The organism is Ruegeria arenilitoris (assembly GCF_013035425.1).
GTDB classification, from domain to species: Bacteria; Pseudomonadota; Alphaproteobacteria; order Rhodobacterales; family Rhodobacteraceae; genus Ruegeria; species Ruegeria arenilitoris_A.
Genome location: NZ_WQHX01000003.1, coordinates 561,278 through 585,810, shown reverse-complemented (window position 1 = coordinate 585,810; position 24,533 = coordinate 561,278). Strand labels below are relative to the sequence as shown.

Genomic DNA, 24,533 nt, shown 5'->3' with positions numbered 1-24,533 from the left:
AATCGAGAAAGACAGAAGACGAAGTTTTGAGGCGACTTGTGATGAATTCGAAAGAGTGCGTGCATCTGGTGGACGAAGCCAGCCACAAATGCCTCGCTTATTCCGCCAGCCGTGCGCAGGACTGGCGGACGAGCCAGCACGCTTTGTTGGGAGTGTCGCTCTGGCAATTCGCAACGGATGAAATCCGCTTGGCTGAGACTGAGTTGGCCAACGAAGGATGGTGGGAACTTCACGCGCCGCTACCTAAGGCTTTCATAACATCTGAGGCGGTGCACGACAGAATACGCATCTGGGCCGGCGAAATCGTGTGGGAGCGACTTTACCTTTCTGATGGCACTCCGGTGCGGTTGGTAACTAGTTCCCGTGCTGCGTCCGCATAATTTATGCGTTCCCGAGGCTGCGCCGTATCGATAGAACCGCCTTATGGCACGTTCATTTAAAGTTCTATTTCAGGTCGTTCTGCTTTGGATGGCAGGGTTGGGAGCGGCCACGCAATTTGCCAAAATCGCGGTTCCGTTTACCGAAGTTGCGTCGCTGTATCCCGAATTTGGCGACGCTATTGGTTGGCTGTTATCGATCGTGAGCTTGATAGGCGTCATTCTCGGTGCCCTCTCGGGCTCAATAACCACCTGGATTGGCCCCTCGCGGCTTTTGATTTTTGGCCTTGTCCTAGGAGGGCTAGTTTCTCTTTTTCAAGCGACGGAACCCGGTTTTTACGTCATGTTGGCCAGTCGTGTCATCGAGGGGATGTCTCACCTGGCAATTGTAGTTGCCGCGCCAACGATCATGGCACAAATCACGGTAGGACGTGCACGCAACGCGGCGATGGTATTGTGGAGTACTTTTTTTGGCGTCGCTTTCGCACTAAACGCATGGATCGGTCTACAAATTGTCGATCAATTTGGGCTGTCAGTATTTTTCGCGTTGCATGGCGGTTTGATGATTTTAACCGCAGCAATCCTGGCGTTGTGCCGCATTAGAATCGATTTGGGAGAACCGGGCGAATTCAATTGGGGCTGGCGCGCTTTGTTAAGAGCGCATGCGCGGATCTATAGCTCTCCTCGGGTGGCTGCTCCTCCGATCGGATGGTTTTTTTATACCCTGACTTTTGTCTCGCTTCTCGCAATCTTGCCCGGTCAGTTCCAAGGAAATACTGGTTCAATAGTGGCAGGTTTGATGCCGCTGGCCGGGATTGTTTTGTCTTGGCTGGCTGTGCCGTTGATGTTGACCTATCTGACCAGCGTAGCTGTGATCAATTTGGGCTTTGCCCTTGGGATCGCCATAATCGGTGCCGCTTTTTTGGGGTCTCCGTTAACTTATGTCGCCATCGGTTTGTTTGCGGTTCTGGGTTTGGTGCAAGGTGGCAGCTTCGCTGCTGTCCCTGAATTGAATGGCTCTGCAGAGACGCAGGCTTTGAGTTATGGGGCGATGGCCCAGATGGGTAATTCCGGTAACCTGCTGGGTACGCCTGTCCTGTTGGCTGTTTTAGGACTAACCGGAGTGGATGGAATGCTTGTTGCAGTTGTTGGGTTTTACCTGGCCGCGATTGGTGCCCATCTTTGGCTGGCGCGTCGACGGATGGCTGCTTAGAAAGAACGGCCGCTACCCAGTTTGCCCTGGCGTGATGATCTGAAATGACCCGTCATCAAATTTGACAAAACACGATGCCGAGTTGAGCGGAGGCAATGTCGTTGTTCGTACCGCTGCCACCCTAGATTTAACCGCTTGTTTGCAGGGTGGGAGGCTTACCGGACGAAAGCCTTTCTTTGCCATACATTGGGCCTCGACCGTGTCGCGAAGTCCTTTATTTACGTCCACCGTGTAAATTCTACCCGGCTCCCACCAACCGGGAGTTCGATAGCAGCGTCCTCTGCCGTCGCAATAAGACCGACCCGGCCAATAGACTGGTGGGCTTTGTCGTACTTGGTTTGCTACGGGCGCGTCTTTTAAGGCCTGAACCCGGCATTCCGTCGTCTCAGATTGCATGCGTGAAACGCTTTCCCCTTCGCGGTAATACAACGACAACGGTCCGCAGGCCGACAATGTCAGCAGGCAAACAAGTGTGGGCAGCATTGATTTCATACACTTACATTGCCTCATCAAAGTAGCCATGACAATTCAATTGACCGCTATGTGGGCATCTGTCATTCAAAGATTTCAGGCAGAAGGGCCAGAAACATGAAGGTCATCATTTGCGGCGCTGGTCAGGTGGGCTGGCAAATCGCGCGGCACCTTTCGGGTGAACTGAATGATGTGACGGTGGTGGATAACAATCCCGATTTGGTGCGCCGCGCGACCGAAACACTGGACGTTCAGGGGATAGCGGGTTTTGCCAGCTATCCCGATGTGCTGGAACGGGCAGGGGCTCGCGATGCAGACATGATTATCGCCGCTACCCATTCTGACGAGGTGAACATGGTCACCTGCCAGATGGCGCATTCCGTATTTTCGATTCAGCGTAAGATCGCCCGTTTGCGGTCGAAATCCTATCTTCAGGCCATCCATTCTGATCTTTACCGCCGCGATCACCTCCCGATAGATGTGGTGATCAGCCCTGAACGCGAAGTAGCCGCCGCTGCGATGCGCCGTTTGTCCGCGCCGTCCGCATTCGATACCGAAATTTTCATGGACGGTAAGGCCCAGTTGCTGGGTATTCGCGTTGATGAAGACTGTCCAATCGTGAACACACCCTTGAGGCAGTTGACGGACTTATTCTCTACGCTCAGCTCGATAGTTGTTGGGATCCGGCGCGAAGGCTCGCTCTTTGCGCCAGAATCCGAGGATCAATTGTTCGTAGGTGACGAATGCTATGTCTTCACAAGCGTTCAGGATGTGGAGCGCACGATGGAGGTGTTCGGAAAACTTCAGGGTAAACAAGACCGCGTCGTAATCGTTGGCGGCGGGAATGTTGGGCTTGAGGTCGCGCGAACGCTGGAAGAACGCGAAAGTCGTGTAAGGGCCAAGATTATCGAACGTGACCGTGCCTGCGCCGAAATCGCCGCCGAAGCATTGGAACGAACAATTGTTCTGCACGGCGATGGTCTTGACTCTGCGCTTCTGCGCGAGGCTGGTATCGGGCGGGCCGATGCGATGCTGGCGGTTACCGACGATGACCGGACCAATATGCTGGCGGCTGTGCGGGCAAAAGGCGAGGGCTGCGCACTTGCCATAGCGTTGATTAATGACCCGAGCATGGTTGCCCTGATGGGGCCACTGGGGATCGACGCCTATATTAACCCCAGGGCGACAACCGTAAGCTCAATCCTTCGTCACATTCGTCATGGTCGCGTGCGGCAGGTTTATTCTATAGGCGATGCCGAAGCCGAAGTTATTGAGGCCGAAGTTCTGTCAACTTCCCCTATGGCTGGTCAAAGGCTACGTGACATAGATTTTCCCGAGGGTGTTTTGGTCGGTGCTGTACACAAAGGAGACGAGGTTTTACGCCCTACTGGCGGTCTTCGCATTGAAGAAAAAGACGTGGTTGCCATCTTTGCTCTGGCCAAAGATGTGCCAGAGGTCGAGCGCCTGATGCAGGTTTCGATCGACTTTTTCTGATGATCCGGGTTCGACAGCAACGGCACGGTGTTTTGCGGCGGTTGCCTCTTTTGCTGATGATTTGGGGTATCGTATCCTTTGCAATGTGGATTCCGGCCATTTATGCGCTTGCTCTTGATGACCACGATACATCGCGTTCGTTTTTTTACTCCGGACTGCTGGGTTTATTCATCGTTAACCTGATCGCCCTGGCACAGATGAATCGCAGACCTCGCCGCGGCACGCTTGGGCAATTGGCTGTTCTGCTGGCCTCGTTTACGATCCTGCCCCTTTTCCTCGCCATCCCATTCCATGATGCGTTGGGCACCACCAGTTTTCTGAACGCATATTTCGATATGGTCAGTGCATTGACTACGACTGGGGCTGATTTGTTTGGCGACCCGACCCGATTAAATGCGCCGCTTCATTTATGGCGGGCACTTGTCGGCTGGTTAGGTGGGCTTTTGATGTGGGTCGCAGCGGCGGCGATTTTGGCTCCTCTTTCATTGGGCGGGTTTGAGGTGACGGCAAGGGGCCAACCGGGGCGTCCTGTATCGGGCGTCGCGCAAAGCGAGAAAACGGATCCGCGCGGTCACCTCATCCGTGTGACGCGTACATTGACTCCGGTATATGCTGGATTGACCGGAGTGATTTGGATTCTTTTGCTGATAGCAGGCGAACAAGGACTGACCGCGGTTTGTCATGCTATGTCAATCATGGCAACGTCAGGCATCTCTCCGGTCGGGGGCTTGGAAGGGTCTACTGCGGGCATAACCGGCGAGTTAATCTTGTTCCTGTTTTTGTTTTTTGCCTTGTCGCGCCTGACCTTTTCGGCAGATACGGCCACGACTGGTTATGCGCGCCTTGATAAAGACCCTGAACTTCGCATTGGTATCCTCATCGTACTTGTCGTCGCGATGCTGCTTTTCTTTCGCGTTTTGGCTGGTGTCACGGAGATTGGATTGCAGATTACGGCTGGTCAGGCCTTGCATGTGATCTGGGGAATGCTGTTCACAGTGATGTCATTTTTGACCACGGCAGGGTTTGAAAGCGCCAACTGGAACGATGCTCAACAGCTTTCCGGTCTGGGAACACCCGGCTTGGTCCTGATGGGTCTGGCATTGATCGGTGGTGGAGTAGCCACGACAGCGGGCGGGGTGAAGCTATTGCGGGTATTCGCGCTATATCTAAATGGCAAACGCGAAATAGACCGACTTATTTATCCTTCGTCGGTTAGTGGAGAGGGTGGCGGTAATCGCCGAATTCAAAGCGATGGCGCATTCATCGCCTGGATATTTCTTATGCTATTCGCGCTGAGCCTAGCTCTGTTTGACCTTTTATTGGCAATCACCGGAGTCGGCTTTGAACATGCTATGGTACTCAGCGTCGCCGCGCTGAGTACAACCGGACCGCTGATTGAGCTTGCTACTGACGTTCCCATCCGCCTCATCGATCTTTCAGCCGGGGCCAAACTGACGCTTTGCGCGGCTATGATTATTGGACGTCTGGAGACATTGGCGATCATTGCATTGATAACGCCGACACTGTGGCGCGATTGACAAGGATTAGTGCCGCAATCTTCTTGCACAATTTTTCGTCTGGAATATCTGTGCTTGCCACTCCATACTCAGCCAGAGGGAGCGCGTTGGTCCGCAGCGCGTAGCAAGAAAAATGGCGAGATTATAAAAATATGGCTTCGGACAGACAGAATCTGCAGGACGCGTTCCTGAATAACGTACGGAAAGCAAAAGTCCCGGTCACGATTTTCCTGATCAACGGTGTGAAATTGCAGGGCGTGATCACTTGGTTTGATAATTTCTGCGTATTATTGCGCCGCGACGGACAGTCGCAGCTTGTGTATAAACATGCGATTTCCACCATTATGCCATCGCAGCCGATCAGCTTGTATGAGGGCGAAGACGCCTCTTGATGGAACATGACCGGGCGCGCACCCGAGCTTGGGTGTTGCATCCCGAAATCAAAACAGATGAACAACGCCGCATTCCTGAGCCCGCGTTGGAAGAAGCGGTTTCGCTTGCTGCCGCTTTGCCCGATTTAGTTGTAATCGGGTCCGAAATCGTGCGCCTGCAACGTGCCCAACCCGGTTTGCTGTTCGGTAGCGGCAAGATTGAAGAATTGGGCGAAACGTTTCGTGAAAGTGAGATCGAGCTTGTATTGATCGACGGCCCGGTAACGCCTGTGCAGCAACGCAATTTGGAAAGAGCTTGGAAGGTCAAGATTCTTGATCGAACCGGCTTGATCCTGGAAATATTCTCTGATCGCGCAAGAACACGCGAAGGTGTGCTGCAGGTCGAAATGGCCGCGCTTAGCTATCAGCGTACGCGTTTGGTTCGCGCATGGACCCACTTGGAGCGGCAACGGGGCGGGTTGGGCTTTGTCGGTGGTCCGGGGGAAACCCAGATTGAGGCTGACCGCCGTGCAATTGATGAGCAGCTTGTGCGACTGCGCCGTCAGCTACAGAAGGTTGTTAAGACCCGAACATTGCACCGGGCTGCGAGGGCCAAGGTGCCTTACCCAATTGTCGCTCTAGTCGGTTACACCAACGCAGGCAAGTCCACATTGTTTAACCGCCTGACTGGTGCGGAAGTAATGGCAAAGGATATGTTGTTTGCCACTTTGGATCCGACCATGCGTCGGGTTGAGTTGCCGGATGGGCCCGAAGTTATCCTTTCGGATACTGTGGGATTTATTTCTAACCTACCGACCGAGTTGGTCGCTGCGTTCCGCGCTACTTTGGAAGAAGTGTTGGGTGCTGACCTGATCGTACACGTTCGGGACATTAGTCACGAAGAGAGTGACGCTCAGGCGCAGGACGTGGAGACTATTTTAGACTCATTGGGCGTGGATGAAGGGCGCCCGAGGCTTGAGGTTTGGAACAAAATAGATCTGCTGAGCGAGAACGAACGCGAAGCCGCTTTGGCGCGGGCGGAACGCGATCAAAAAATTTTTGCCATTTCGGCGATCACTGGAGAAGGTCTCGAAACTTTACTGGCGGAAATCGCTACGCAATTGCAGGGTACCAGACACGAGAAAACATTAAAGCTTAGCTTCGCAGAGGGAGACAAACGCGCCTGGCTTTTTCGGCAAGATGTTGTTCGCTCAGAAGAACAAACCGATGATGGGTTTGTTATTAACGTGCTTTGGACCGATAAACAGGCGGCGAAGTTCGACGGTCTTTGATCCAAGGTGCCATTTTGAATTTATTGAATGCGAATGAGGATGGAATGGCAAAAGTATACCTTCAAGGGTTCTTGGACGTACCTGAAGATAAATTGCAGCAGGTGCGGTCTGCTTTGCCGCGGCATATCGAGCTGACACGCGCTGAGCCTGGGTGCATTTCCTTTGAAGTTGTCGAAGATACCGTTCAACCAGGCCGTTTTAACGTTTCGGAAGTTTTTGAAAATCAGGAAGCTTTTGACGCTCATCAGAGCCGAACCAAAGCTTCGGATTGGTTTACAGTCACCCAGGGTGTCCCGCGCGACTACACAGTGAAAGTGGAAGAGGGCGAATAGGATGCAGTCCAGCGTCCACTAGCCATCAATCTGTCGCTGGTGATCATCCGAGTCGAACCATCCTAGCGATGATTGGACCTTGTGTTCGGCATCGAGTTCCCATTCTTCCCATCCACGGGTAACAACGCGGTTGCCGGTCTTGGCGTGGTGTCCCTCCAACGTCCAGACGAAAATAGCGTGTGTGCCCGCCCAGCGCATCATGTCGCATCGGACTTCTAGATCAGGAAACTCGCTGTAAAACCCGCTCGCCATGTCTGCAATAGCCGCACGGCCTTTAATGGGGTCACCGCGATTAATCGTAATGTGACCATCTTTAGCAAAGAACGAAGCTACGGCCTCGGGATCGCCAGAACTCCAAGCAATGGCATAGTCCCTTGCCAAATTGTTCAGCAGATCCCGCATGCTGGCCATGCTCATTCCCCCTATCCCTCGTTGCGGTTAGACTAGGCGATTGGATGCGCTTTCGTCCACGACATAAGCTAAAAGGGGCGGGGAATTGCCGATTTCTTCAGCGTGGAGTCAGCAACGTGATTCCAACGGCCGCAGCACGTGCCAGTCCGATGTCCAGTGACATTGGAATATACTCTCCTCGCCGCCACAATTGAGCCTGATCATCGTAATAGCGAGAAAGGAAATGGCCGGATTGGCCCGTAGCCGTAATGAAAACCGAACTGTCAGGATCAGCAAAGTCGTACACGCCCCGATAGCCTGCACCGTGCACATTTTGAAATGGATCCGGCCCTCCGCCAGAAGTACGCCCTCGCAGCAAGGTGTTGTCTCCGCCGCTTGTGGACTGACGAATGTTGACGAAATAGCGAAGCAGCGGAACCTTTCCCAAGACGGTGTGATCGTGGGTTGCCTGATGCGCGTCGCCCCAACGAAGAGATTCCAGGGCGCTGCCATAGCGTTCGGATATCCAGATAAGTGCATCGTCCAATGCCAACCGAGCCATGTCGGTGCAATTCTCGATCGGGGCGCTTTGCTCTACATCGCACCAGACGGAGGCACCTTCGATGTCGCGATAGACGCGCTCGATGAACAGCGGCTCGACATGCTTGAATTCGGTGGCCAAAGGACCGAGCTCATCCGAGATCAACCGGATTTGAAGCGCACGAAGCCACGCTGCATAGATCAAAGGTTCGGGAAGGTGCTCATTCATCTCACCATTCCAATTTGCCAGCAAATCCAAGGCAATCTGGCGCTGACGTTCCAGGGTACCTTCTGGCGCGGACTCACCAGTGAACCATAAATCGGCGCCAACCAACGGCAACAGAGAGCGGGCGGTGAAGCTTACAGTATCCAGCTGCGCCTCGATAAAGCTGTCGCGTGTGTGTACTTCGCGGGATTGCATTAGCCTTTCCCAACGGTGAACCCGTTGTGAATCGCCCCATTCATAAGAGACGTGCAATGGAAACGGTCGGTCGATTACTTTGTTGTTTGTATTTCCCAGAACGCCACCGACGGGCGCAACAAACTCGGGATTGTCCGCGTAGGGCAGGCGGCCTTGCCATCGATTTCTGGCTAGCCATCCAGGGGTCGGAATGCGCCCCCGACTTTGGTTGTTAAGATCGCGCCGGGGCATAGCGCCAATCACCTTCATTCCGATTGTCTCCTTGTCCACCAGCGACAAGTTCTGCGAAGGCGCAATGAAATCTTCGGCAATTACAATAGCCTGACGCACTGAATCTGCGTTCATTAATGCCATGGACGCTGTCATTGACGTGTCCCTGGCGCTAAGCGCGGTCCAGGATAGCGAAGCGACGTGACCCGGCGGGGTGATAGTCTCAAGATCGTAATGGGTTCCTGGCAGTACCGGACCGTTTTCGGTCCAGCGTAGCGTTAGAGTAATCGGGGATTCGTCTTTGATTTCTATGATTGATGGACGGGCTCGAAACCGTTGATGGCCATTGGGGGTCAGGTATTCTTCGGGATTTTCGGGGTTTAGTTTTTCAATATGTACATCCTGATCGTCCAGGTAGGACGATGTGAGACCCCATCCCAGCCGGTCACTGCGTCCAGCCATGACGGCCGGAACGCCGGGAATTGTGGCTCCGATAACGCCTCCTTTGGCCAGTTCCAGCCGGGCCAGATACCAAACGCCCGGTGCCGTGAAACCTAGATGCGGGTCATTGGCAAGAAGCGTGCCGCCGCTGGCCGATCGAGAGGGCGCAGCGGTCCAAGCGTTGGAAGCACCAGATAGACCCCGGCCGGAAATAGGAGAGAGAGGCGTTTCCGGCAGAACCGTACCTGAGGCGAAACGGGGCAAGTTAGGAAACAGATGGGCATATTCCGGCAATGCGGCGATGCCTGGGCCGGGGACATCCGGCAGAACATCTGTCAAACGCTGAGGATCATCCAACATAAGCGACGTGCGCGCGCGCAGTACTTCATTCTGCAAGTGACCCGATAATTGCAGCGCCATTAGCTTAATTACTGCAATACTGTCGCCCGGTTGCCATGGCGATACTGGAGCGTTGAACAGGAACATCTCAGGTGCTCCGCGCCCCAGTGCCATTTCGTTGATTTCATCCAACCTCGCGTTTACTCCGGCGGCATAGGCCTGTAACGCAGCCTTGGTATAGTCATCTTGGACATCGAAGGACCTGTGCGCCAGTCCATAAAGATCAAGCCTTCGCAATAACTTGTCGATGTGAACTGTGCGTGCGCCGAAAACCTCAGATAAACGCCCCTGAACTGTTCGGCGCAACATGGTCATCTGCCACAGCCGGTCCTGCGCATGTGCGTAACCCAAACCAAAGAACACGTCCGGATCGGTTTGCGCCAAAATATGGGGAACATTGGCGGTGTCACGCACAATTTCAGCGGGTGCGTTTATTCCCGCTACTTCAACAGTCTTGTTGTAGGTGGGTAGGGACTGGCTGGCCAAAAAATAAACAAGACCTACGGCCGCCAATATCAGCAAAATTAGACCTGTCGCAATCCGTACTAGCCAACGAAAAACAAGCCCCATTCCTGCCCCACATTCCCAATCCGTTTTCGGTGGGTCGAAGATTAGTAGAACCCCGACTGAACCGAAAGAGTTTTACCGTTCGCATCGAACTCTGGACCCAAAAATTTGATGAACCCCGCCAAATAGTCCGGCGAGGCTCATCAACGAGGGGTCTTGCTGCTTGGGGTTATGGAATAATACGCGTATATTTGGTGCCTTCGACTGTGGCCCCGAACAACAGTCCGGCCTGACCGAATATCGCCGCAATAACGGGTGTTCTTAATGTTGTTGTGGTCGCTGACAATGTGCTGCCTGTTGCATCAACGACATAACCAATGTCTGCGCCAGCGGTCCAACCGCTCGAGCGACGAAAATCATTCAGTGCATCTTCGGTCATGAAGAAAAGTACATGCGCATATTGCTGCGCGCCAATCTGTAGACCGGCAGTGCCTTTGACTGCGGAATAGTAATCGACAGTTGCCCCCTGAATACGCAACGCGCCCTGGCCAAAGCCGCCGCCAAAGAAGAATCCAGCTTCGGTTATCAGAGGCATAACCAGCATGCCGTTCGATTTGTCGGCAATTTCGATTGTGTTCGGGTACTTGGTATACATTTCGTTCAACGTCGCATCGACGCGAGCGTCAATTTTGGCCGCATTGGAATTTCCAACGCCATTGCCACATGCGGCCGTAAATGTCAGACCTGCAATGCCTAAGGCAAAGCCACGACGGTTCAGTCGAGGGAAATTGGAACTGCTCATATTTTTTCTCTGTGTAACTGCCTGATTTGCCGGGTGATCCCGATCTTATGTGCAAGAGTACGCCGAATACTGCGCCATGTCACGGAAAAGCTGCATCCAGCGCCCAGTGAATCGGCGAAAAGTTGCGTGGCAATGGTGATTTAGCCTTGCAAGGTTCTGGCCGCTTCAGGTGCGAAATAGGTCAAAATGCCGTCGCAACCGGCGCGTTTGAAAGCAAGAAGGCTTTCCAACATTATTTTTTCACCGTCGATCCACCCGTTTTGGGCGGCGGCCTGAATCATGGCAAATTCCCCTGACACTTGGTACGCGTATGTTGGCGCTCCGAAGGTTTCTTTGACCCTTTGGCAAATATCCAAATAGGGCATGCCGGGTTTTATCATGACCATGTCAGCGCCTTCTGTCAGGTCACGTTCGATCAGGCGCAGAGCTTCGTTGGAATTGGCAGGGTCCATCTGGTAGGTTTTTTTGTCACCCTTCAACGCGCCAGACGCGCCGACGGCATCACGAAACGGTCCGTAGAAAGAACTGGCGTATTTTGCTGCATAGCTGAGAATCATAACGTTATGATGCCCTGCAGCCTCAAGCGCGCGACGCATCTCGCCTATTCGCCCATCCATCATGTCAGAGGGACCGATGATATCAGCACCGGCCTCGGCCTGCGCCAACGTCATATTGACCAAAGCTTCGATAGTTTGGTCATTCACGATTTCACCGTCAACGACATACCCATCATGACCATTGATATTGTAGGGGTCCAGAGCAACATCCGTCATTACGGCAAGATCAGGCGCAGCTTTTTTAACGGCGCGAATGGCTCTGTTTGAAAGGTTGTCTGGGTTCCATGCCTCTGCGCAATCCTCGGTTTTCAGAGACGCATCGGTATAAGGAAAAATGCAGATTGCAGGTATACCTAAAGCCTGTGCTTCCACAGCTGCCTTTGCGACCAAATCAACAGACCGACGCTTGACGCCAGGCATAGAATGCACTGGCTCCTCTACGCCCTCTCCGTCACGAACGAAAACCGGCCAAATAAGGTCATCAGTAGTCAGCGTGTTTTCCCGGACCAGCCCTCGGATCGCTTGTGATTTGCGCGCGCGACGGAAACGGGCCAGAGGATACGGTGCGATGGTTGGTTTCATTGCGCAGTCTCCTTGAACATTTTTGCATTGGGTGGCATGAATTCCATGCAGTCTCAAGGGTGCCAATGATCGCGTCGGCAAGACAAACCCTACTGAAGGCCGTGAATAAAGGGCTGACGCTTGGACATATACTCTTCGATCTTTGAACTCATTGATATGCGCAGCTTTTCGAATCTGTGGTTTTGGATCGCATTGGCTGTGCTATGGTCTTCCGTTAGTCATTGGATCATGGGCGTGCCCTACGATCTGGTCGTACGCGCGCGACGTGTCAAAGGTCAATCCGAACAAGACTTGTTGGATATCGTGCGCATAAATTGCAATCGGTTACTTTATGTAATGGAAGTTTCGGGCCTTGTGATACTTGCGCTCGGTTGTTTTGTTTTCACTGGTCTGGCGATATTGGGTTTTTACTACGGCGTTGAATTTGCGCAGGCGCTCTTTTTACTTTTGTTTCCATTATGTTTCGTGGGCGCAATCAACCTTTCGGCTGCTCGTAAGTTGAAGACGCTGGAACCAACACTCGAAAATGTGTCCAAAACCCTGACACGCTGCAGGGTCTTCACACAGATGATTGGTGTGGTTTCGATACTGGTCACATCGCTTTGGGGTATGTATCAGAACTTTTCCATCGGCGTTCTGGGTTGGTAGAATCGGAAAGGCATGGCAATGAAGGCTCCGATCCATGTGACGGTCGGCGGCGCTCCCGAAGGGTTTGACGCGCAACTTGTTCTAAAGGAAATCCATCGGTCAGGCGGCCCGGTCCTCCACATTGCCCGCGATGATAAGCGTATGGAGGCAATGCGGGCCGCGCTTGCGTTTTTTGCGCCGGAGATGCCGGTTTTTCTGTTTCCCGGATGGGATTGCTTACCGTACGACAGGGTTTCTCCCAATGCGGACATTTCAGCCGCCCGCGTTGCCACACTTGCCGCGCTCGTTCACAAAATGCCCCGGCAATTTGTTCTGCTGACTACGCTAAATGCAGCGACACAGCGAGTTCCCGCCCGGGGCGTTTTGCGCGAAGCAGCCTTTACTGCCCGAGTTGATCACCGCATTGACGAAGATGGCCTTCGGAGTTTTTTGGTGCGTATGGGGTTCACTCAGAGCCCAACAGTCATGGAACCTGGAGATTACGCTATCCGCGGTGGAATCTTCGATATTTTCCCTCCGGGAGAGTCTGGTCCGGTGCGGCTGGACTTGTTTGGCGATGTACTGGACGGTGCGCGTCGGTTTGACCCCGTGTCCCAACGCACGACTGAAAAGCTAGACGTTGTTGAATTGGCTCCTGTTTCAGAGATTATTTTGGACGAGACGGCGATAACGCGGTTCCGGCAGAATTATCGCATCGAATTCGGCGCGGCAGGTACCGACGATCCGCTTTACGAGGCTGTCAGCGCCGGTCGCAAGCACCAAGGGATGGAGCACTGGCTGCCTTTTTTTCACGACGGGCTGGAAACTCTGTTTGACTATCTTCCAGGAGCGACTCTGACACTGGATGACCAGGTCACACCAGCACGGTTAGCAAGATGGGATAGTATAAAGGATCAGTACGAGACGCGACGTATGGCGTTGGAGAACCGGTCGCGAATGGACACTGTCTACAAGCCGGCACCTCCAAATCTGCTGTATTTGGATGACGCAGCGTGGGAGGAGGCGGTCGGGGACCGACGTGTCATGCAGTTCAGTCCTTTACCACAGGCCAGTGGGCCGGGTGTGATTGACGCAGGTGGACGAATTGGTCGCAACTTTGCACCCGAACGCCAACAAGAGAACATCAGTTTGTTCGCTGCGCTGGCAAGTCATATCAAAGACCGGATGGTCCATGGACCGGTATTGATTGCGTCATACTCAGACGGTGCACGCGAACGTTTAAGTGGATTGATCGAGGATGAGGGGCTGGCCGAAACAATTCTGGTTTCAGACGGTTCAGGTGTGGGGAAACGCGGCCTTCATTTGGCCGTTTGGGCTTTGGAACACGGGTTCGAATCTGATGATCTGACCGTAATTGCGGAACAGGATGTGCTGGGGGACCGCCTGATCCGAGCACCAAAAAAACGCCGCAAGGCTGAGAACTTCCTGACAGAAACGCAATCACTCAGTCCCGGCGATCTGGTCGTTCACGTAGACCACGGTATCGGTCGCTATAAGGGAATGGAGGTTGTTACTGCGGCAGGTGCGGCTCACGAATGCTTGTTATTGGAGTATGCCGAACAATCAAAGCTGTACTTACCTGTCGAAAATATCGAGCTGTTATCAAAGTATGGCCACGAAGAAGGATTGCTTGATCGCCTGGGCGGCGGGGCTTGGCAGGCCAAAAAAGCCAAACTAAAAGAACGCATTCGCGAGATGGCGGACAAGTTGATCCGCATTGCGGCTGAACGCGCGCTGCGCAAGGCGCCGGTTATGGACCCACCGCCACACGCATGGGAAGAATTCAGCGCGCGCTTCCCTTATCAGGAAACTGACGACCAACTTCGTGCTATTGCCGAAGTTATGGAGGATATGCATTCCGGCGCGCCGATGGATCGTCTGATCTGCGGCGATGTTGGCTTTGGAAAGACCGAGGTTGCCATGCGTGCCGCCTTTGTCGCAGCAATGTCAGGTGTGCAGGTGGCAGTTATTGCTCCAACAACGCTGTTGGCTCGGCAACATGCAGCCAGTTTCTCAGATCGTTTCCGGGGTTTTCCGTTGGAAGTTCGGCAATTGTCGCGCTTTGTTTCAGGCAAAGCGGCCCAACAGACCAGGGATGGTTTGACTCGCGGCACAGTCGATATTGTCATCGGTACGCACGCTCTGTTGGCCAAGGGTATTAAGTTCAACAACCTGGGTCTTCTTATTATCGATGAAGAACAGCACTTTGGCGTCGCCCACAAGGAAAGACTTAAGCAGCTGCGTAGTGATGTTCACGTGCTTACGCTTACTGCCACACCCATCCCTAGGACCCTGCAACTGTCGTTGACCGGGGTTCGGGATTTGTCAATCATTGGCACCCCGCCCATCGACCGACTTGCGATCCGGACATACGTCAGTGAATTCGACGCCGTAACAATTCGCGAAGCGTTGCTGCGCGAGCACTACCGCGGCGGGCAGAGCTTTTATGTCGTTCCGCGTATTTCAGACCTGCCTGAAATCGAAGATTTTCTTAAAGAACAACTCCCTGAACTCACTTTCGTAGTCGCGCATGGTCAGATGGCGGCGGGCGAGCTCGACGATCGAATGAACGCATTTTATGATGGAAAATTCGATGTGCTGTTGGCGACGACCATTGTCGAAAGCGGATTGGACATACCCACGGCAAACACAATGGTCGTGCATCGCGCGGATATGTTCGGGCTTGCCCAGCTCTATCAAATACGCGGCCGGGTAGGGCGATCAAAGACGCGAGCGTACGCATATTTGACCACCAAACCACGCACACGTTTAACACCAGCTGCCGAGAAACGCCTGCGGGTTTTAGGGTCGCTTGATACGTTAGGGGCCGGATTTACGTTGGCATCGCAGGATCTGGACATTCGCGGTGCGGGCAATTTGCTGGGAGAAGAGCAATCCGGCCAGATGCGCGATGTAGGGTATGAACTTTACCAGTCGATGTTGGAAGAAGCTATTGCCAAGATAAAAGCAGGCGAAATGGAAGGTTTAAGCGATGCTGATGACCAATGGGCTCCGCAGATCAATCTGGGCGTTCCGGTATTGATCCCAGAGGAATACGTGCCCGATCTGGATGTGCGCCTGGGCCTTTATCGCCGTCTGTCTTCTCTTTCCACAAAAGTTGAGCTCGAGGGGTTTGCAGCTGAACTGATCGACCGTTTTGGCGCACTGCCAAAAGAGGTTAACACGCTTATGTTAGTCGTACGCATCAAGGCGATGTGCAAACGCGCTGGAATCGCCAAGCTTGATGGCGGGCCAAAGGGTGCAACCATTCAGTTCCACAACGACAAGTTTGCATCCCCCCAAGGATTGGTCGAGTTTATCCAGAACCAACGTGGTTTGGCTAAGGTCAAGGATAACAAGATTGTTGTTCGTCGCGATTGGAAAAAGGATAGCGATAAGATCAAAGGCGCTTTCGCCATTGCACGAGATCTGGCGGAAAAAGCGAGAGCTGAGAAGAAAAAGACAAAGACCTAGTCGCCAGTGACAAAACTACAAAGCTGCCAGTCGCCATCTTCTGATTTAACAATTGCAGCACGATAGCCGATCATGGACCAAAGATAATCTTTGTGCATGAAACCTGTGGTCCCATCGGTCAAAAGAACTTGCTGATAATCTGAGTCAGGCTGAAATTGCGGTACGATTATAACTTCATGACTAATAAGAGCGCTGATCGACGCGCCTTGAAATGCACCTGTACGAAGTGAAACATTTTCACCAGTCACAAAATAGGTAATCGCAGGATCTAAGCGGGCGGGGAGCGTGATTTGCCATTGATGCGGCATCCAGAATTCTCCCTGATCGTCAAAGTATCCCGGTTGCGACAACGTGTTTTGCAATGCAGTCCAATACGCATCGATTTGTTCGCTGGCTTCAACGCCAACCAGTCGATCTGCCCCTTCAGAATTCATAATCAAATTGGCGCGTAACTCGTTGGGTCCACCTTCGCCACCGTGACTGAGGTAAATTTCAGGACATGCCGATGCAACGACTGCTTCGATGTCGCGAGCTTGTATCTTTGCCAGCAATTCGGCACGGAATGCGACCAGAGTTGCATCGCGGTCTGCCTGGTCCACTGGCGGGAATGTCTGACGATCTGCTATGGCTGAAGTGCAAATCAAAGCAATCGCCACGGCAAATTTCAGTTTCATTCTGCGGCCTTCATAGCGGCCTGAGCGCAAAAACAAGAGGCTGCGACAGCGCGATCCGCGCGGGCAAGAGCAAGGTCAAGACGCTGCTTGATTTGCTTAATTTCAAGGTCCTCTCCTCGCGCATTAAGGCAATCATGCAGACCCTTTAAGCTCCAAACGTTGTCCGGGTGGATCGATGCACGGCTTAGTTCGCCGCCCAGCCCCAAATCCTCGCGGTAGACGATTTCAGCTTCTGCAAGGTGCCCTTGTTCGAATAGGAGTGCGCCCAGAGCGTGACGCGTTGGCTGCATCCAGCCCCACGGCTCGTCATAGGGCAAAGTATCGTCCAGTTCGACAGAACGCCGTAAATGCGAAAATGCGGACTCGTAATTTCCCTTTCGATACTCGATTTCACCGCGAAGCATTTCCGTAGCGATTTCAAGAAGATCAATGACTCTGTTATTGTGAAGTCGTCGCGTTTCGGGCACCCGAACCTTGGCGGCAAGGAACCGTTCTTCTTCCTCTTCTGCATCAGCGATATGACCCGTAGCGGCAAAGGCTACCGCCCGGGCATAATGTGTTGTTGCAGTCAGAGTGCGGTACAAATCTGGATCCGACGGTAGTTTCAACGCCTTTGCTTCGTCCCATCGACCAAATCTAACTAAGATATGGGGACCCATTGACATGTAGCTTTCAAAGTAATCTGCCATGGGTGGGCTTTCGATCTGCAACATCTTTTCCGGTGTCGTTTCCCAAAGGCCTTCATTGGCCTGCCAAGCCGGTTCGATCTGACCCAGAAACAGCGCACCGTAAATTGCAAAATGGTAATTGTGTTGGCGATACCCGGTGTAGATGTTGAATGCACCTTCGCGCTCATAATACTTCAAATCTGCCACCGAAGCTTTTTCGTTCCAGTAGACAACATCGTGGTAATGGCCGCATAAAACATCAATGTGTGTGGGCATATGAACCAGATGGCCCGCATCAGGCACCAATGTGCGTAGGACATCGCCGGCTTTAAGAGCTTTTTCTGGGGTCGGGGACATCTCCATCAGGTGTACGTACAAATGCAAAAGTCCGGGATGGGTCATGGCGTCGGGGTCGTCCGACATGGCCTTTTCCAAAGCATCTTGGGCCTCCAACGTAGCTGCGCCATCAGCTGGTTGGCCGGTTTTCAGGTCCCACATTTTCCAAGGGGTCAGATTCAGCAAAGCCTCGACATAAATCGTTCGTAGGTCCAGATGATCAGGCTGGGCGGAAAACGCAGAGCGCATGGCATCTGCATATTCATAATCCCATTGATGCATGTTCTCGATTGGTTCGCGCTGAGGGTAGCGGGACGGCAACGCCTGAATAAGCGCTTGTTCAACCGGTGAACACTGGTCGATCAGCCTCAAGGCCTGTTGAGTCGCATCAAAAGCGATGGCCAGAGCCTTGGCGCGGCCCTGATCATCACGCAAATCCCATGGTAAGTTGTAATTTGGGCCAGCGGCGTACGCTACACCCCAATGAGCCATCGCGCAGTCCGGATCGGCGTCAACTGCGCGTTGAAAGCATGCGACTGCCTCATCGTGGTTATAGCCATAGGTCCAAACCAGGCCTCGGTCGAACCAAACCTGCGCCTCAGACGAAGAGGTCGTTACGGGACAAGTGTAAGTCCCCAGATCATAATCGTAACTCATTACAACTCCCTCCCCGGAAAACAGGGTCAGGATAACGCGATTCCGCGTTCATGCACAGATCAGGCCAACAATCTGTCTTCTATCCGACCCATATGCAGCATCAGCACAAAACCGAAAACACACATGGTAAGAATCGCAATTGCCAACGGAGCGATCGATCCGTCGAACAGCAAACCGACTGGCGCGGCAATAGCGGCGGCTAATACTGTTGAAACTGCTCCGATTACCGAGGCTGCCATGCCTGCGATATGTCCCATGGGTTCCATTGCGATGGCGTTCAAGTTGCCCAAGGTTACGCCCGCTAAAAAGAAGACAGTCGTCTGCCAAAACACGAACAACGCAAATGAGCCTTCTGGAGTTAGTGCAGATGAGTTCAGCAGGATCACAGCCAGTGTGATGACCGCTTGCGACCCCAAAGCCCACGTCACGATACGACGCATCCCAACCCTGATTACAATTGCTGCATTCAGCAGGCTGGCTGAACCAGAAATCAAAGCGACAAAGCCAAACCAAAAAGGAAAGCTGTCGGCACGGTCGTGTATCACGTCATAGATTGGCTGGACCATCGTTAGCATGGTAAACAAAGTACCCAAGCACAACGTTTGAACAAAAATCGACAACCGAACCGTCGGGTGCAGAAACATTTCTTTTACTGCCGCTATGATCAAAGGCAGGCGGAAAGGGCGGCGGTTCTCGGCAGCAAGTGATTCTGGCAACCGCATGGTCATCCAGATCAGTATGATTGTGGCAAATAAGATAAATGAGACGAATATAGAGCGCCATCCGAACAGCGCAATCACACCCGCGCCCAGCATTGGTGCAATTGCAGGGACCAACGTAAAGATCATCATTGCTATCGAAACGATGCGCGCCATTTCGCGTCCCGAATACAGATCGCGAATGATCGCCATCGCGACGATACGGGGGCCGGCGGCCCCTAGCCCTTGCAAAACCCGGGCTGCCAGTAAAACTTCCAGTGAAGAACTGGCCCACGCAATGACCGACGCAACAACATAAAGCGACGCACCTGCGTAAATCACCGGCTTGCGACCAAGAGCATCCGAGATCGGACCGGTAAAGAAAGTGCCAATACCCATTCCTAAAACGAATGATGTTAAGATCAGTTGTGCCTTATTCAAATCAGTGGGGCTGAGTTGCGCTCCGATTTCCGGCAGCGCAGGCAGCATCGAATCTATCGAAAAGGCAATCGTGGCGAACATCATTGCGATAAGCGCAATGAACTCACCCCGTGACATGCGGCTGGTCATCAAACACTCCTTCCGGTCCGCGCTATCATGGTGAGGCGGGTGGAACTAGGTCGGAAAATGCACAGTGATATGTGTTATTCTGCAGATGAAGCCTCAATTTGAGACATTATCTCATCAATCACTTTCCCCCATAACTCAGGAGGTTGCGCACCTGGTACGGCATGCTGGTTCGCGACAATGTAGGTGGGAACCGAGTTTACGCCCATCTGCCGCGAGTGCTTGTCGCGATCACTAATGTCTTCGCGGTCGGCGTCTGATTTCAGCAGTTTTTGCACAACCGCTGCATCCATACCAACGCTGTCTGCCACATCGGCCAGTACCTCGTGATCGCCAATATCTCGGGCCTCGACAAAGTAGGCCTTGAAAAGTGCATCGACGACAGCATCCTGTTTGCCCTCGATCCCGGCCCAGTGGATGAGCCGATGCGCGTCCAGCGTGTTCGGCGTACGTTTCATGCCCTCGAAATCGATAGACAGGCCGGCTTTTTCGGCATGTTCTACAACGGGTGCATATGCCTTCACAGCGCCATCCTTGCCGCCGAACTTTCGTTCAAGGTATTCCCGGCGATCCATACCTACGGTGGGCATGTCGGGATTAAGCTGAAATGGGTGCCATTCAATTACAAAGGGGTGGTTAGGCACGGCGGCCAAAGCCTTGTCCAAGTGCGTTTTGCCGATATAGCACCAAGGGCAGATCGGGTCGGACATGATGTCAAGTTTGACGGTCTGGCTCATTCAACAGATGCCTTAAAATAGGCCGGCAGGGCGCGGCGCAGGAGTTTGCCATTGCCCCCGGTGGGCATGGCTGAGAGGTGAACAAAGGCGCGCGGCTGTTTATAGCGCGCCAGCTTTTCGGAGACATAAGTGCGCAACGCGTTTTCGTCCAGCTTTTCTGGTCCAGTATAGAAGACAGCGATAATGGCCGAGTCCTGCTTGACCTCAACCGCGGCGGCTCCAACTTGGGTAATGCCGGGATAACGCGCCAGAACAGCTTCCACTTCGACCGGCGATACGCGGTACCCACCAGCGTTCATCATATCGTCATCTCGACCCAAATAAGTGATCTGTCCGTCCACGGCCATCGCACCCTGATCTCCGGTTAAAAACCACTCGCCTTGCATCTTTGCTTCGGCTTCGTTGGGGGCATTCAGGTATGTAAGCATCAAACCAGGGTCTTCACGGTGAATGGCAATGGTGCCCTCTTGTCCTTGTGGAACGGGACCGTTCGGACCAACGATTGCAATGCGACGACCCAGTTGCGGCCGTCCAAGCGCTTCATCCCGGGCGGGGTGTGATGGGCTGGATGAGATAAAAGTCGAACACTCGGACATCCCGTAAGCTTCGTAGAGCTCCGTCCCTGTAGATTTGCTCCAATGTTCATGAAGGTGACGGGACAGCTTTTCGCCCGCGCATAACCCATGACGCAAGTCGGGCATTTCAGGCAGATTAGGATTCTGCAGGAGTTTCCTGAAAACTCCGGGTGCAGCAGCAAATATTGTGGCGCGATGCGCCTGCAACAGCCTAGGCAGATTCGTTAGATCAGTACCTGGTTTGGGGATCAGGGCAGTCGCGCCGATAGTCCACGGGTCCATTAGCCCAGTACCTAAAGTGTATGTCCAGTTGAACGCTCCTGCATGGCACAAGCGGTCCGTTTCGCTAAGACCGTACCAACCATCAACCATCATCTGCCGTGCCCAGATCGCCCGATGCGCATGGGCAACCGCTCGGGGCTTGCCCGAAGTGCCAGAGGTGTAGATAACATAGCAAAGTCGGTTCGGATCACCCATTTCGAATTCTGCTGGCGACAGGTCACGCATACTTGCGAGTTCGTCTAGTGTAATCTGGTAGGTATGAGGTGCGCAGGCAATTTCCGGGTCGCGTAGAACAGCGGTAGGAGAAAGATCTTCGATAATCTGTCCGGTCTCTGTCTCCGTTAACTGAGACGATGTCGGGATCGGCACGATCCCCACCGCGATGGCCGCAAGGTAAGCGATTGGAAATTCGACGCTGTTGCCTAGGCGCAAGAGCACCAAGTCGCCCGGGCGCAGCCCAGCTTTTAGTAACCCTGTGCCTGTTCCCAAAATCGCCGACTTTAGTTCCCGATAACTCCAGTCTTCAGAGCCGTCATTTCGCAAAATAGAAAGGGCCTTTTTCTCGGCATGTTCTTCGGCTTTTCGCAATACATGCGCTGCCATGTTGAATGGAGCGGGGCAGGGCTTGGCAGGACCCTGATCAAAAACAGAAAGCATGAGGTCTGGCTAACTCGGTAGCTGGCGCGTTGCAAGCACGTCGCGCTGGCCCTATAGAGTTGGCTATGACGACAAGTGATCCGAAATCCCTAATTCGAATTGCGCGCGACAGTGGCGAGCCGGCGCACATTGAGCCGCTGGATCTTGGAGCGCGAGTCCGCGAGCTTCGCAAAGCCCGCAACTGGACGCTGGAACAGGCGGCCAGCCAGGCGGGCCTTGCGCGTTCGACGCTTAGCAAGATCGAAAACGGGCAGATGTCGCCGACATATGACGCCCTGAAAAAGCTTGCTACGGGTCTAGAGATTTCAGTGCCGCAGCTTTTTACTCCGCCGCAGCGCGATCAGGTATTGGGGCGAATGGCTGTCACCAAGATGGGCGACGGAACTGCCCATGCCACCACCACTTACGAGCATGAACTTTTGGCCGAAACTCTGACCAACAAGCAAATGCTGCCATACCGCGCTCGTGTTCGGGCGAGGTCAATGGAAGAATTCGATGGTTGGGTGCGCCACGACGGTGAAGAATTCCTTTACGTTCTGACAGGGGTCGTCAGGCTGTATACCGAGTTTTATGAATCGGTTGAGATGCGACGAGGGGACAGCGCATATTATGATGCCAGCATGGGCCATAATGTCGTTTCCGTCAGCGACGAAGATGCCACCATCCTTTGGGTAACGTCGCTGGCTTAGCGAGCCGTAATCTCTCGCTTCAATCCCTCGGTATATAGAAAGTCTTCAAGCTCTTCTCGGGCTTCGGTGACTGTTAGGTGGTGACGCTCAGCCAAGTATGCTTCGAATTGTTTGCGATCCTTGCGCATTGTCGCCATGTCTTTGTCACGCAGGTTCGGAAACCTGAGTTTCGCGCGTGAATACAAAGCGCTCCAGTCTTGCGTAAGATCAGCCCAATTCAGCATTTGCGAGCCTTCCTTATGGCGGTTTTCAGGACTGCTCTCCCCTCAACTAGCGTACGAATGCGCGGACACTCCTGCTGACATGACAAAATGTCGCAGCTCTTTTCGTCTGCTAGGTCGACGAAATACCCCCTCAACATGGATCAAAAAAGCCGTATAAGTCTGTTTTTAGGTGAGCGGGTGTAGACCCCTCAATCCGCGGGATTGAATAGCCAGTTCAGGACTATGTGTCCGATAAACACCGCAAAAATTTGCATTAAAATGAACATTGGAATGTGACCGGGATATATGCCAGCAAAGGTGTCTGTAAGGCCTCTTGCGATTGTTACGGCCGGATTAGCAAAACTTGTGGATGATGTGTACCAGTAGGCGCCCGTAATATAGAGACCCACAAGCGCTGGTACCGTATCCGGTTTGTGCCGAATTCCGCCGAAAATTACAAAAAGAAGGCCCAGAGTCGCGATAATTTCTGAAAACCATTGATGCGAACCAGTGCGATGCAGTGTCTCCGAGGTTTGTAGGATTGGCAGGTCAAACATGTAGTGACTGGCCCAGACGCCGATGATTCCACCTGCCAACTGAACTAGAATGTAGGGGGCAACCGCTTTCCACGGGTGTTCACCTCGCATGGCAAAGGCCAATGTCACGGCTGGGTTGAAATGGGCGCCAGACACGGGGCCAAGGGTGGCGATTATCACAAACAGGATACAACCCGTCGCAATCGCATTGGCTAAAAGGGCCAAGGCAACGTTCCCTTCCGACAAAGTCTGGGCCATGATTCCAGAGCCGACCACGCCGATCAGCAGAAAGGCAGTGCCAAGGAATTCAGCAAAATACTGTCGGGCTTGCATTACAGATTTCCTAGGATTGCGAGTGTATCAATCGGTCATCCGGCCGATATCGTCCACTTTGTGTTGTAAAGAAATACGATCAAGGGTCTCAAATGGCAGGCTGACAAACGCTGTGATCCGATTGCGCAATAATCCGTAAGTTTGCTGAAAGGCCAGTTTCTTTTGCGCATCTGTTCCTTGTGCTTTGACCGGATCGGCCAATCCCCAATGGGCGCTCATCGGTTGGCCGGGCCATGTGGGGCACGTTTCGTTCGCGGCGTGATCGCAGACCGTGAAAACAAAGTCCATCTTTGGCGCGTCAGGACCAGAGAATTCCTCCACCGATTTCGAGCGCAAACTGCTTGTATCGATATCCTTTTGCTCCAACAGGTCCAAAACCGTAGGGCTTGGGGCATTTGAAGGAGCAGTTCCTGCGGAATAAGCGCGGAATTTTCCGTCACCTTCCGAATTTAAAATAGCCTCAGCCATGATTGAGCGGGCAGAGTTTCCGGTGCAGATAAACAGCGCGTTTAGTATGCGATCCTTGCTGGTCATTACGGTGTCTTTAGTTGCTTGGAGGCAGAGATCTGGGCGGTTTTGGCAGCAATTGCCTAGTAGTTGATCGAACAGACCGCGAATTGCTGGCAGGTTTGCGCTGTACTGAAGCGATGTGCCGTCGCGGGCCTGCTGGATAAGATCTGCAGACTTCAGTGCGTTGAGATAGGTTGATGTCGTGTTTGGCTTGAATGATAGCGCCGCTGCGATTTCACCTGCCGGCACCGAGTCTGGATAGCGGCGCATCAGCAACTGAAACAGCTCCAGCCGCTTTGGATGCGCTAGGGCGCCTAACTTGTCCTGCAATTTTACTTCCATATTTCACGAATTATGGAAGTAAGAGGCCGCT

Annotated in this window: 23 protein-coding genes; 10 read left to right on the top strand and 13 right to left on the bottom strand. The window is 53.2% G+C overall.

Annotated features, from left to right (window positions below; all coding sequences use genetic code 11):
• Positions 1-41: 41 nt before the first annotated feature.
• Together GOV45_RS23305 and GOV45_RS11920 are read left to right on the top strand one after the other, a co-directional pair.
• Positions 42-380 carry a hypothetical protein gene (locus tag GOV45_RS23305; protein ID WP_254448001.1) on the top strand — a complete coding sequence of 113 codons (339 nt, stop codon included), beginning with the start codon at positions 42-44 and terminating at the stop codon, positions 378-380.
• A 43-nt stretch (positions 381-423) separates the two neighbouring features.
• Positions 424-1,590 carry an MFS transporter gene (locus GOV45_RS11920; protein ID WP_170477767.1) on the top strand — a complete coding sequence of 389 codons (1,167 nt, stop codon included), beginning with the start codon at positions 424-426 and terminating at the stop codon, positions 1,588-1,590.
• A gap of 12 nt (positions 1,591-1,602) precedes the next feature.
• On the opposite strand, the gene GOV45_RS11915 is transcribed toward GOV45_RS11920, so the two are convergent.
• A complete protein-coding gene (locus GOV45_RS11915; RefSeq protein WP_170477765.1) occupies positions 1,603-2,082 on the bottom strand; it encodes a hypothetical protein in 480 nt (159 codons plus the stop codon).
• Between the two features lie 96 nt (positions 2,083-2,178).
• Between GOV45_RS11915 and trkA the strand changes: the two genes are divergently transcribed.
• The 5 genes from trkA (at position 2,179) to GOV45_RS11890 (ending at position 7,067) form a co-directional block, all read left to right on the top strand.
• On the top strand, positions 2,179-3,555 hold the full coding sequence (gene trkA, locus GOV45_RS11910) for a Trk system potassium transporter TrkA (RefSeq protein ID WP_170477762.1): 1,377 nt from the start codon (positions 2,179-2,181) through the stop codon (positions 3,553-3,555).
• Positions 3,555-5,093, top strand: a complete 1,539-nt coding sequence (locus tag GOV45_RS11905; RefSeq protein ID WP_170477759.1) for a TrkH family potassium uptake protein — start codon at positions 3,555-3,557, stop codon at positions 5,091-5,093. Before trkA ends, GOV45_RS11905 begins: the two co-directional genes overlap by 1 nt.
• A gap of 131 nt (positions 5,094-5,224) precedes the next feature.
• Positions 5,225-5,464: an RNA chaperone Hfq gene (gene hfq, locus GOV45_RS11900; protein WP_010440340.1), complete on the top strand. Its 240-nt coding sequence runs from the start codon at positions 5,225-5,227 to the stop codon at positions 5,462-5,464.
• Positions 5,464-6,735, top strand: a complete 1,272-nt coding sequence (hflX, locus tag GOV45_RS11895) for a GTPase HflX (protein WP_170477757.1) — start codon at positions 5,464-5,466, stop codon at positions 6,733-6,735. The genes hfq and hflX overlap by 1 nt, the downstream gene beginning before the upstream one ends.
• A gap of 44 nt (positions 6,736-6,779) precedes the next feature.
• Positions 6,780-7,067, top strand: coding sequence for a putative quinol monooxygenase (locus tag GOV45_RS11890; RefSeq protein ID WP_170477755.1), 288 nt, complete (start codon positions 6,780-6,782; stop codon positions 7,065-7,067).
• An 18-nt stretch (positions 7,068-7,085) separates the two neighbouring features.
• On the opposite strand, the gene GOV45_RS11885 is transcribed toward GOV45_RS11890, so the two are convergent.
• From GOV45_RS11885 to hemB, 4 genes are all read right to left on the bottom strand, one after another.
• Entirely contained in the window at positions 7,086-7,484 is a 399-nt protein-coding gene (locus GOV45_RS11885) for a nuclear transport factor 2 family protein (RefSeq protein WP_254447985.1), read from the bottom strand.
• A 91-nt stretch (positions 7,485-7,575) separates the two neighbouring features.
• Positions 7,576-10,038 (bottom strand): penicillin acylase family protein, encoded by a 2,463-nt coding sequence (locus GOV45_RS11880; RefSeq protein WP_170477752.1) that lies wholly within the window; start codon positions 10,036-10,038, stop codon positions 7,576-7,578.
• Between the two features lie 166 nt (positions 10,039-10,204).
• Positions 10,205-10,777, bottom strand: coding sequence for a YSC84-related protein (locus tag GOV45_RS11875; RefSeq protein ID WP_170477751.1), 573 nt, complete (start codon positions 10,775-10,777; stop codon positions 10,205-10,207).
• Positions 10,778-10,917: 140 nt separating this feature from the next.
• A complete protein-coding gene (gene hemB, locus GOV45_RS11870; RefSeq protein WP_170477748.1) occupies positions 10,918-11,916 on the bottom strand; it encodes a porphobilinogen synthase in 999 nt (332 codons plus the stop codon).
• A gap of 120 nt (positions 11,917-12,036) precedes the next feature.
• On the opposite strand from hemB, the gene GOV45_RS11865 reads away from it, so the two are divergent.
• Both GOV45_RS11865 and mfd read left to right on the top strand, forming a co-directional pair.
• Complete coding sequence (locus GOV45_RS11865; protein ID WP_170477746.1) at positions 12,037-12,564, top strand: component of SufBCD complex; 528 nt, start codon at positions 12,037-12,039, stop codon at positions 12,562-12,564.
• A gap of 18 nt (positions 12,565-12,582) precedes the next feature.
• Complete coding sequence (gene mfd / locus GOV45_RS11860) at positions 12,583-16,038, top strand: transcription-repair coupling factor (protein ID WP_437436521.1); 3,456 nt, start codon at positions 12,583-12,585, stop codon at positions 16,036-16,038.
• Here mfd and GOV45_RS11855 read toward each other — a convergent pair.
• The 5 genes from GOV45_RS11855 to GOV45_RS11835 form a co-directional block, all read right to left on the bottom strand.
• Positions 16,035-16,712 carry an SH3 domain-containing protein gene (locus GOV45_RS11855; RefSeq protein WP_170477741.1) on the bottom strand — a complete coding sequence of 226 codons (678 nt, stop codon included), beginning with the start codon at positions 16,710-16,712 and terminating at the stop codon, positions 16,035-16,037. The genes mfd and GOV45_RS11855 overlap by 4 nt on opposite strands.
• Positions 16,709-18,373 carry a tetratricopeptide repeat protein gene (locus GOV45_RS11850; protein WP_170477738.1) on the bottom strand — a complete coding sequence of 555 codons (1,665 nt, stop codon included), beginning with the start codon at positions 18,371-18,373 and terminating at the stop codon, positions 16,709-16,711. The genes GOV45_RS11855 and GOV45_RS11850 overlap by 4 nt, the downstream gene beginning before the upstream one ends.
• 59 nt (positions 18,374-18,432) lie before the next feature.
• Entirely contained in the window at positions 18,433-19,641 is a 1,209-nt protein-coding gene (locus GOV45_RS11845; RefSeq protein WP_170477736.1) for a multidrug effflux MFS transporter, read from the bottom strand.
• A 74-nt stretch (positions 19,642-19,715) separates the two neighbouring features.
• Positions 19,716-20,375: a DsbA family oxidoreductase gene (locus GOV45_RS11840; protein WP_170477733.1), complete on the bottom strand. Its 660-nt coding sequence runs from the start codon at positions 20,373-20,375 to the stop codon at positions 19,716-19,718.
• A complete protein-coding gene (locus tag GOV45_RS11835) occupies positions 20,372-21,889 on the bottom strand; it encodes a class I adenylate-forming enzyme family protein (RefSeq protein ID WP_170477732.1) in 1,518 nt (505 codons plus the stop codon). The genes GOV45_RS11840 and GOV45_RS11835 overlap by 4 nt, the downstream gene beginning before the upstream one ends.
• Before the next feature lie 65 nt (positions 21,890-21,954).
• Between GOV45_RS11835 and GOV45_RS11830 the strand changes: the two genes are divergently transcribed.
• Positions 21,955-22,578, top strand: coding sequence for a helix-turn-helix domain-containing protein (locus tag GOV45_RS11830; RefSeq protein ID WP_170477731.1), 624 nt, complete (start codon positions 21,955-21,957; stop codon positions 22,576-22,578).
• On the opposite strand, the gene GOV45_RS11825 is transcribed toward GOV45_RS11830, so the two are convergent.
• From GOV45_RS11825 to GOV45_RS11815, 3 genes are all read right to left on the bottom strand, one after another.
• Positions 22,575-22,802: a hypothetical protein gene (locus tag GOV45_RS11825; RefSeq protein ID WP_170477728.1), complete on the bottom strand. Its 228-nt coding sequence runs from the start codon at positions 22,800-22,802 to the stop codon at positions 22,575-22,577. The genes GOV45_RS11830 and GOV45_RS11825 overlap by 4 nt on opposite strands.
• A gap of 188 nt (positions 22,803-22,990) precedes the next feature.
• Positions 22,991-23,650 (bottom strand): aquaporin, encoded by a 660-nt coding sequence (locus GOV45_RS11820; RefSeq protein ID WP_170477726.1) that lies wholly within the window; start codon positions 23,648-23,650, stop codon positions 22,991-22,993.
• A gap of 27 nt (positions 23,651-23,677) precedes the next feature.
• Complete coding sequence (locus GOV45_RS11815; protein WP_170477724.1) at positions 23,678-24,502, bottom strand: helix-turn-helix domain-containing protein; 825 nt, start codon at positions 24,500-24,502, stop codon at positions 23,678-23,680.
• Positions 24,503-24,533: the final 31 nt, after the last annotated feature.

What these genes read in the sequence shown, in the direction of transcription:
- GOV45_RS23305 (WP_254448001.1), top strand. Translation starts at nt 42, where the DNA reads ATGAATTCGAAAGAGTGCGTGCATCTGGTGGACGAAGCCAGCCACAAA.
- GOV45_RS11920 (WP_170477767.1), top strand. Translation starts at nt 424, where the DNA reads ATGGCACGTTCATTTAAAGTTCTATTTCAGGTCGTTCTGCTTTGGATG.
- GOV45_RS11915 (WP_170477765.1), bottom strand. Translation starts at nt 2,082, where the DNA reads ATGAAATCAATGCTGCCCACACTTGTTTGCCTGCTGACATTGTCGGCC.
- trkA (WP_170477762.1), top strand. Translation starts at nt 2,179, where the DNA reads ATGAAGGTCATCATTTGCGGCGCTGGTCAGGTGGGCTGGCAAATCGCG.
- GOV45_RS11905 (WP_170477759.1), top strand. Translation starts at nt 3,555, where the DNA reads ATGATCCGGGTTCGACAGCAACGGCACGGTGTTTTGCGGCGGTTGCCT.
- hfq (WP_010440340.1), top strand. Translation starts at nt 5,225, where the DNA reads ATGGCTTCGGACAGACAGAATCTGCAGGACGCGTTCCTGAATAACGTA.
- hflX (WP_170477757.1), top strand. Translation starts at nt 5,464, where the DNA reads ATGGAACATGACCGGGCGCGCACCCGAGCTTGGGTGTTGCATCCCGAA.
- GOV45_RS11890 (WP_170477755.1), top strand. Translation starts at nt 6,780, where the DNA reads ATGGCAAAAGTATACCTTCAAGGGTTCTTGGACGTACCTGAAGATAAA.
- GOV45_RS11885 (WP_254447985.1), bottom strand. Translation starts at nt 7,484, where the DNA reads ATGAGCATGGCCAGCATGCGGGATCTGCTGAACAATTTGGCAAGGGAC.
- GOV45_RS11880 (WP_170477752.1), bottom strand. Translation starts at nt 10,038, where the DNA reads ATGGGGCTTGTTTTTCGTTGGCTAGTACGGATTGCGACAGGTCTAATT.
- GOV45_RS11875 (WP_170477751.1), bottom strand. Translation starts at nt 10,777, where the DNA reads ATGAGCAGTTCCAATTTCCCTCGACTGAACCGTCGTGGCTTTGCCTTA.
- hemB (WP_170477748.1), bottom strand. Translation starts at nt 11,916, where the DNA reads ATGAAACCAACCATCGCACCGTATCCTCTGGCCCGTTTCCGTCGCGCG.
- mfd (WP_437436521.1), top strand. Translation starts at nt 12,583, where the DNA reads ATGAAGGCTCCGATCCATGTGACGGTCGGCGGCGCTCCCGAAGGGTTT.
- GOV45_RS11855 (WP_170477741.1), bottom strand. Translation starts at nt 16,712, where the DNA reads ATGAAACTGAAATTTGCCGTGGCGATTGCTTTGATTTGCACTTCAGCC.
- GOV45_RS11850 (WP_170477738.1), bottom strand. Translation starts at nt 18,373, where the DNA reads ATGAGTTACGATTATGATCTGGGGACTTACACTTGTCCCGTAACGACC.
- GOV45_RS11845 (WP_170477736.1), bottom strand. Translation starts at nt 19,641, where the DNA reads ATGACCAGCCGCATGTCACGGGGTGAGTTCATTGCGCTTATCGCAATG.
- GOV45_RS11840 (WP_170477733.1), bottom strand. Translation starts at nt 20,375, where the DNA reads ATGAGCCAGACCGTCAAACTTGACATCATGTCCGACCCGATCTGCCCT.
- GOV45_RS11835 (WP_170477732.1), bottom strand. Translation starts at nt 21,889, where the DNA reads ATGCTTTCTGTTTTTGATCAGGGTCCTGCCAAGCCCTGCCCCGCTCCA.
- GOV45_RS11830 (WP_170477731.1), top strand. Translation starts at nt 21,955, where the DNA reads ATGACGACAAGTGATCCGAAATCCCTAATTCGAATTGCGCGCGACAGT.
- GOV45_RS11825 (WP_170477728.1), bottom strand. Translation starts at nt 22,802, where the DNA reads ATGCTGAATTGGGCTGATCTTACGCAAGACTGGAGCGCTTTGTATTCA.
- GOV45_RS11820 (WP_170477726.1), bottom strand. Translation starts at nt 23,650, where the DNA reads ATGCAAGCCCGACAGTATTTTGCTGAATTCCTTGGCACTGCCTTTCTG.
- GOV45_RS11815 (WP_170477724.1), bottom strand. Translation starts at nt 24,502, where the DNA reads ATGGAAGTAAAATTGCAGGACAAGTTAGGCGCCCTAGCGCATCCAAAG.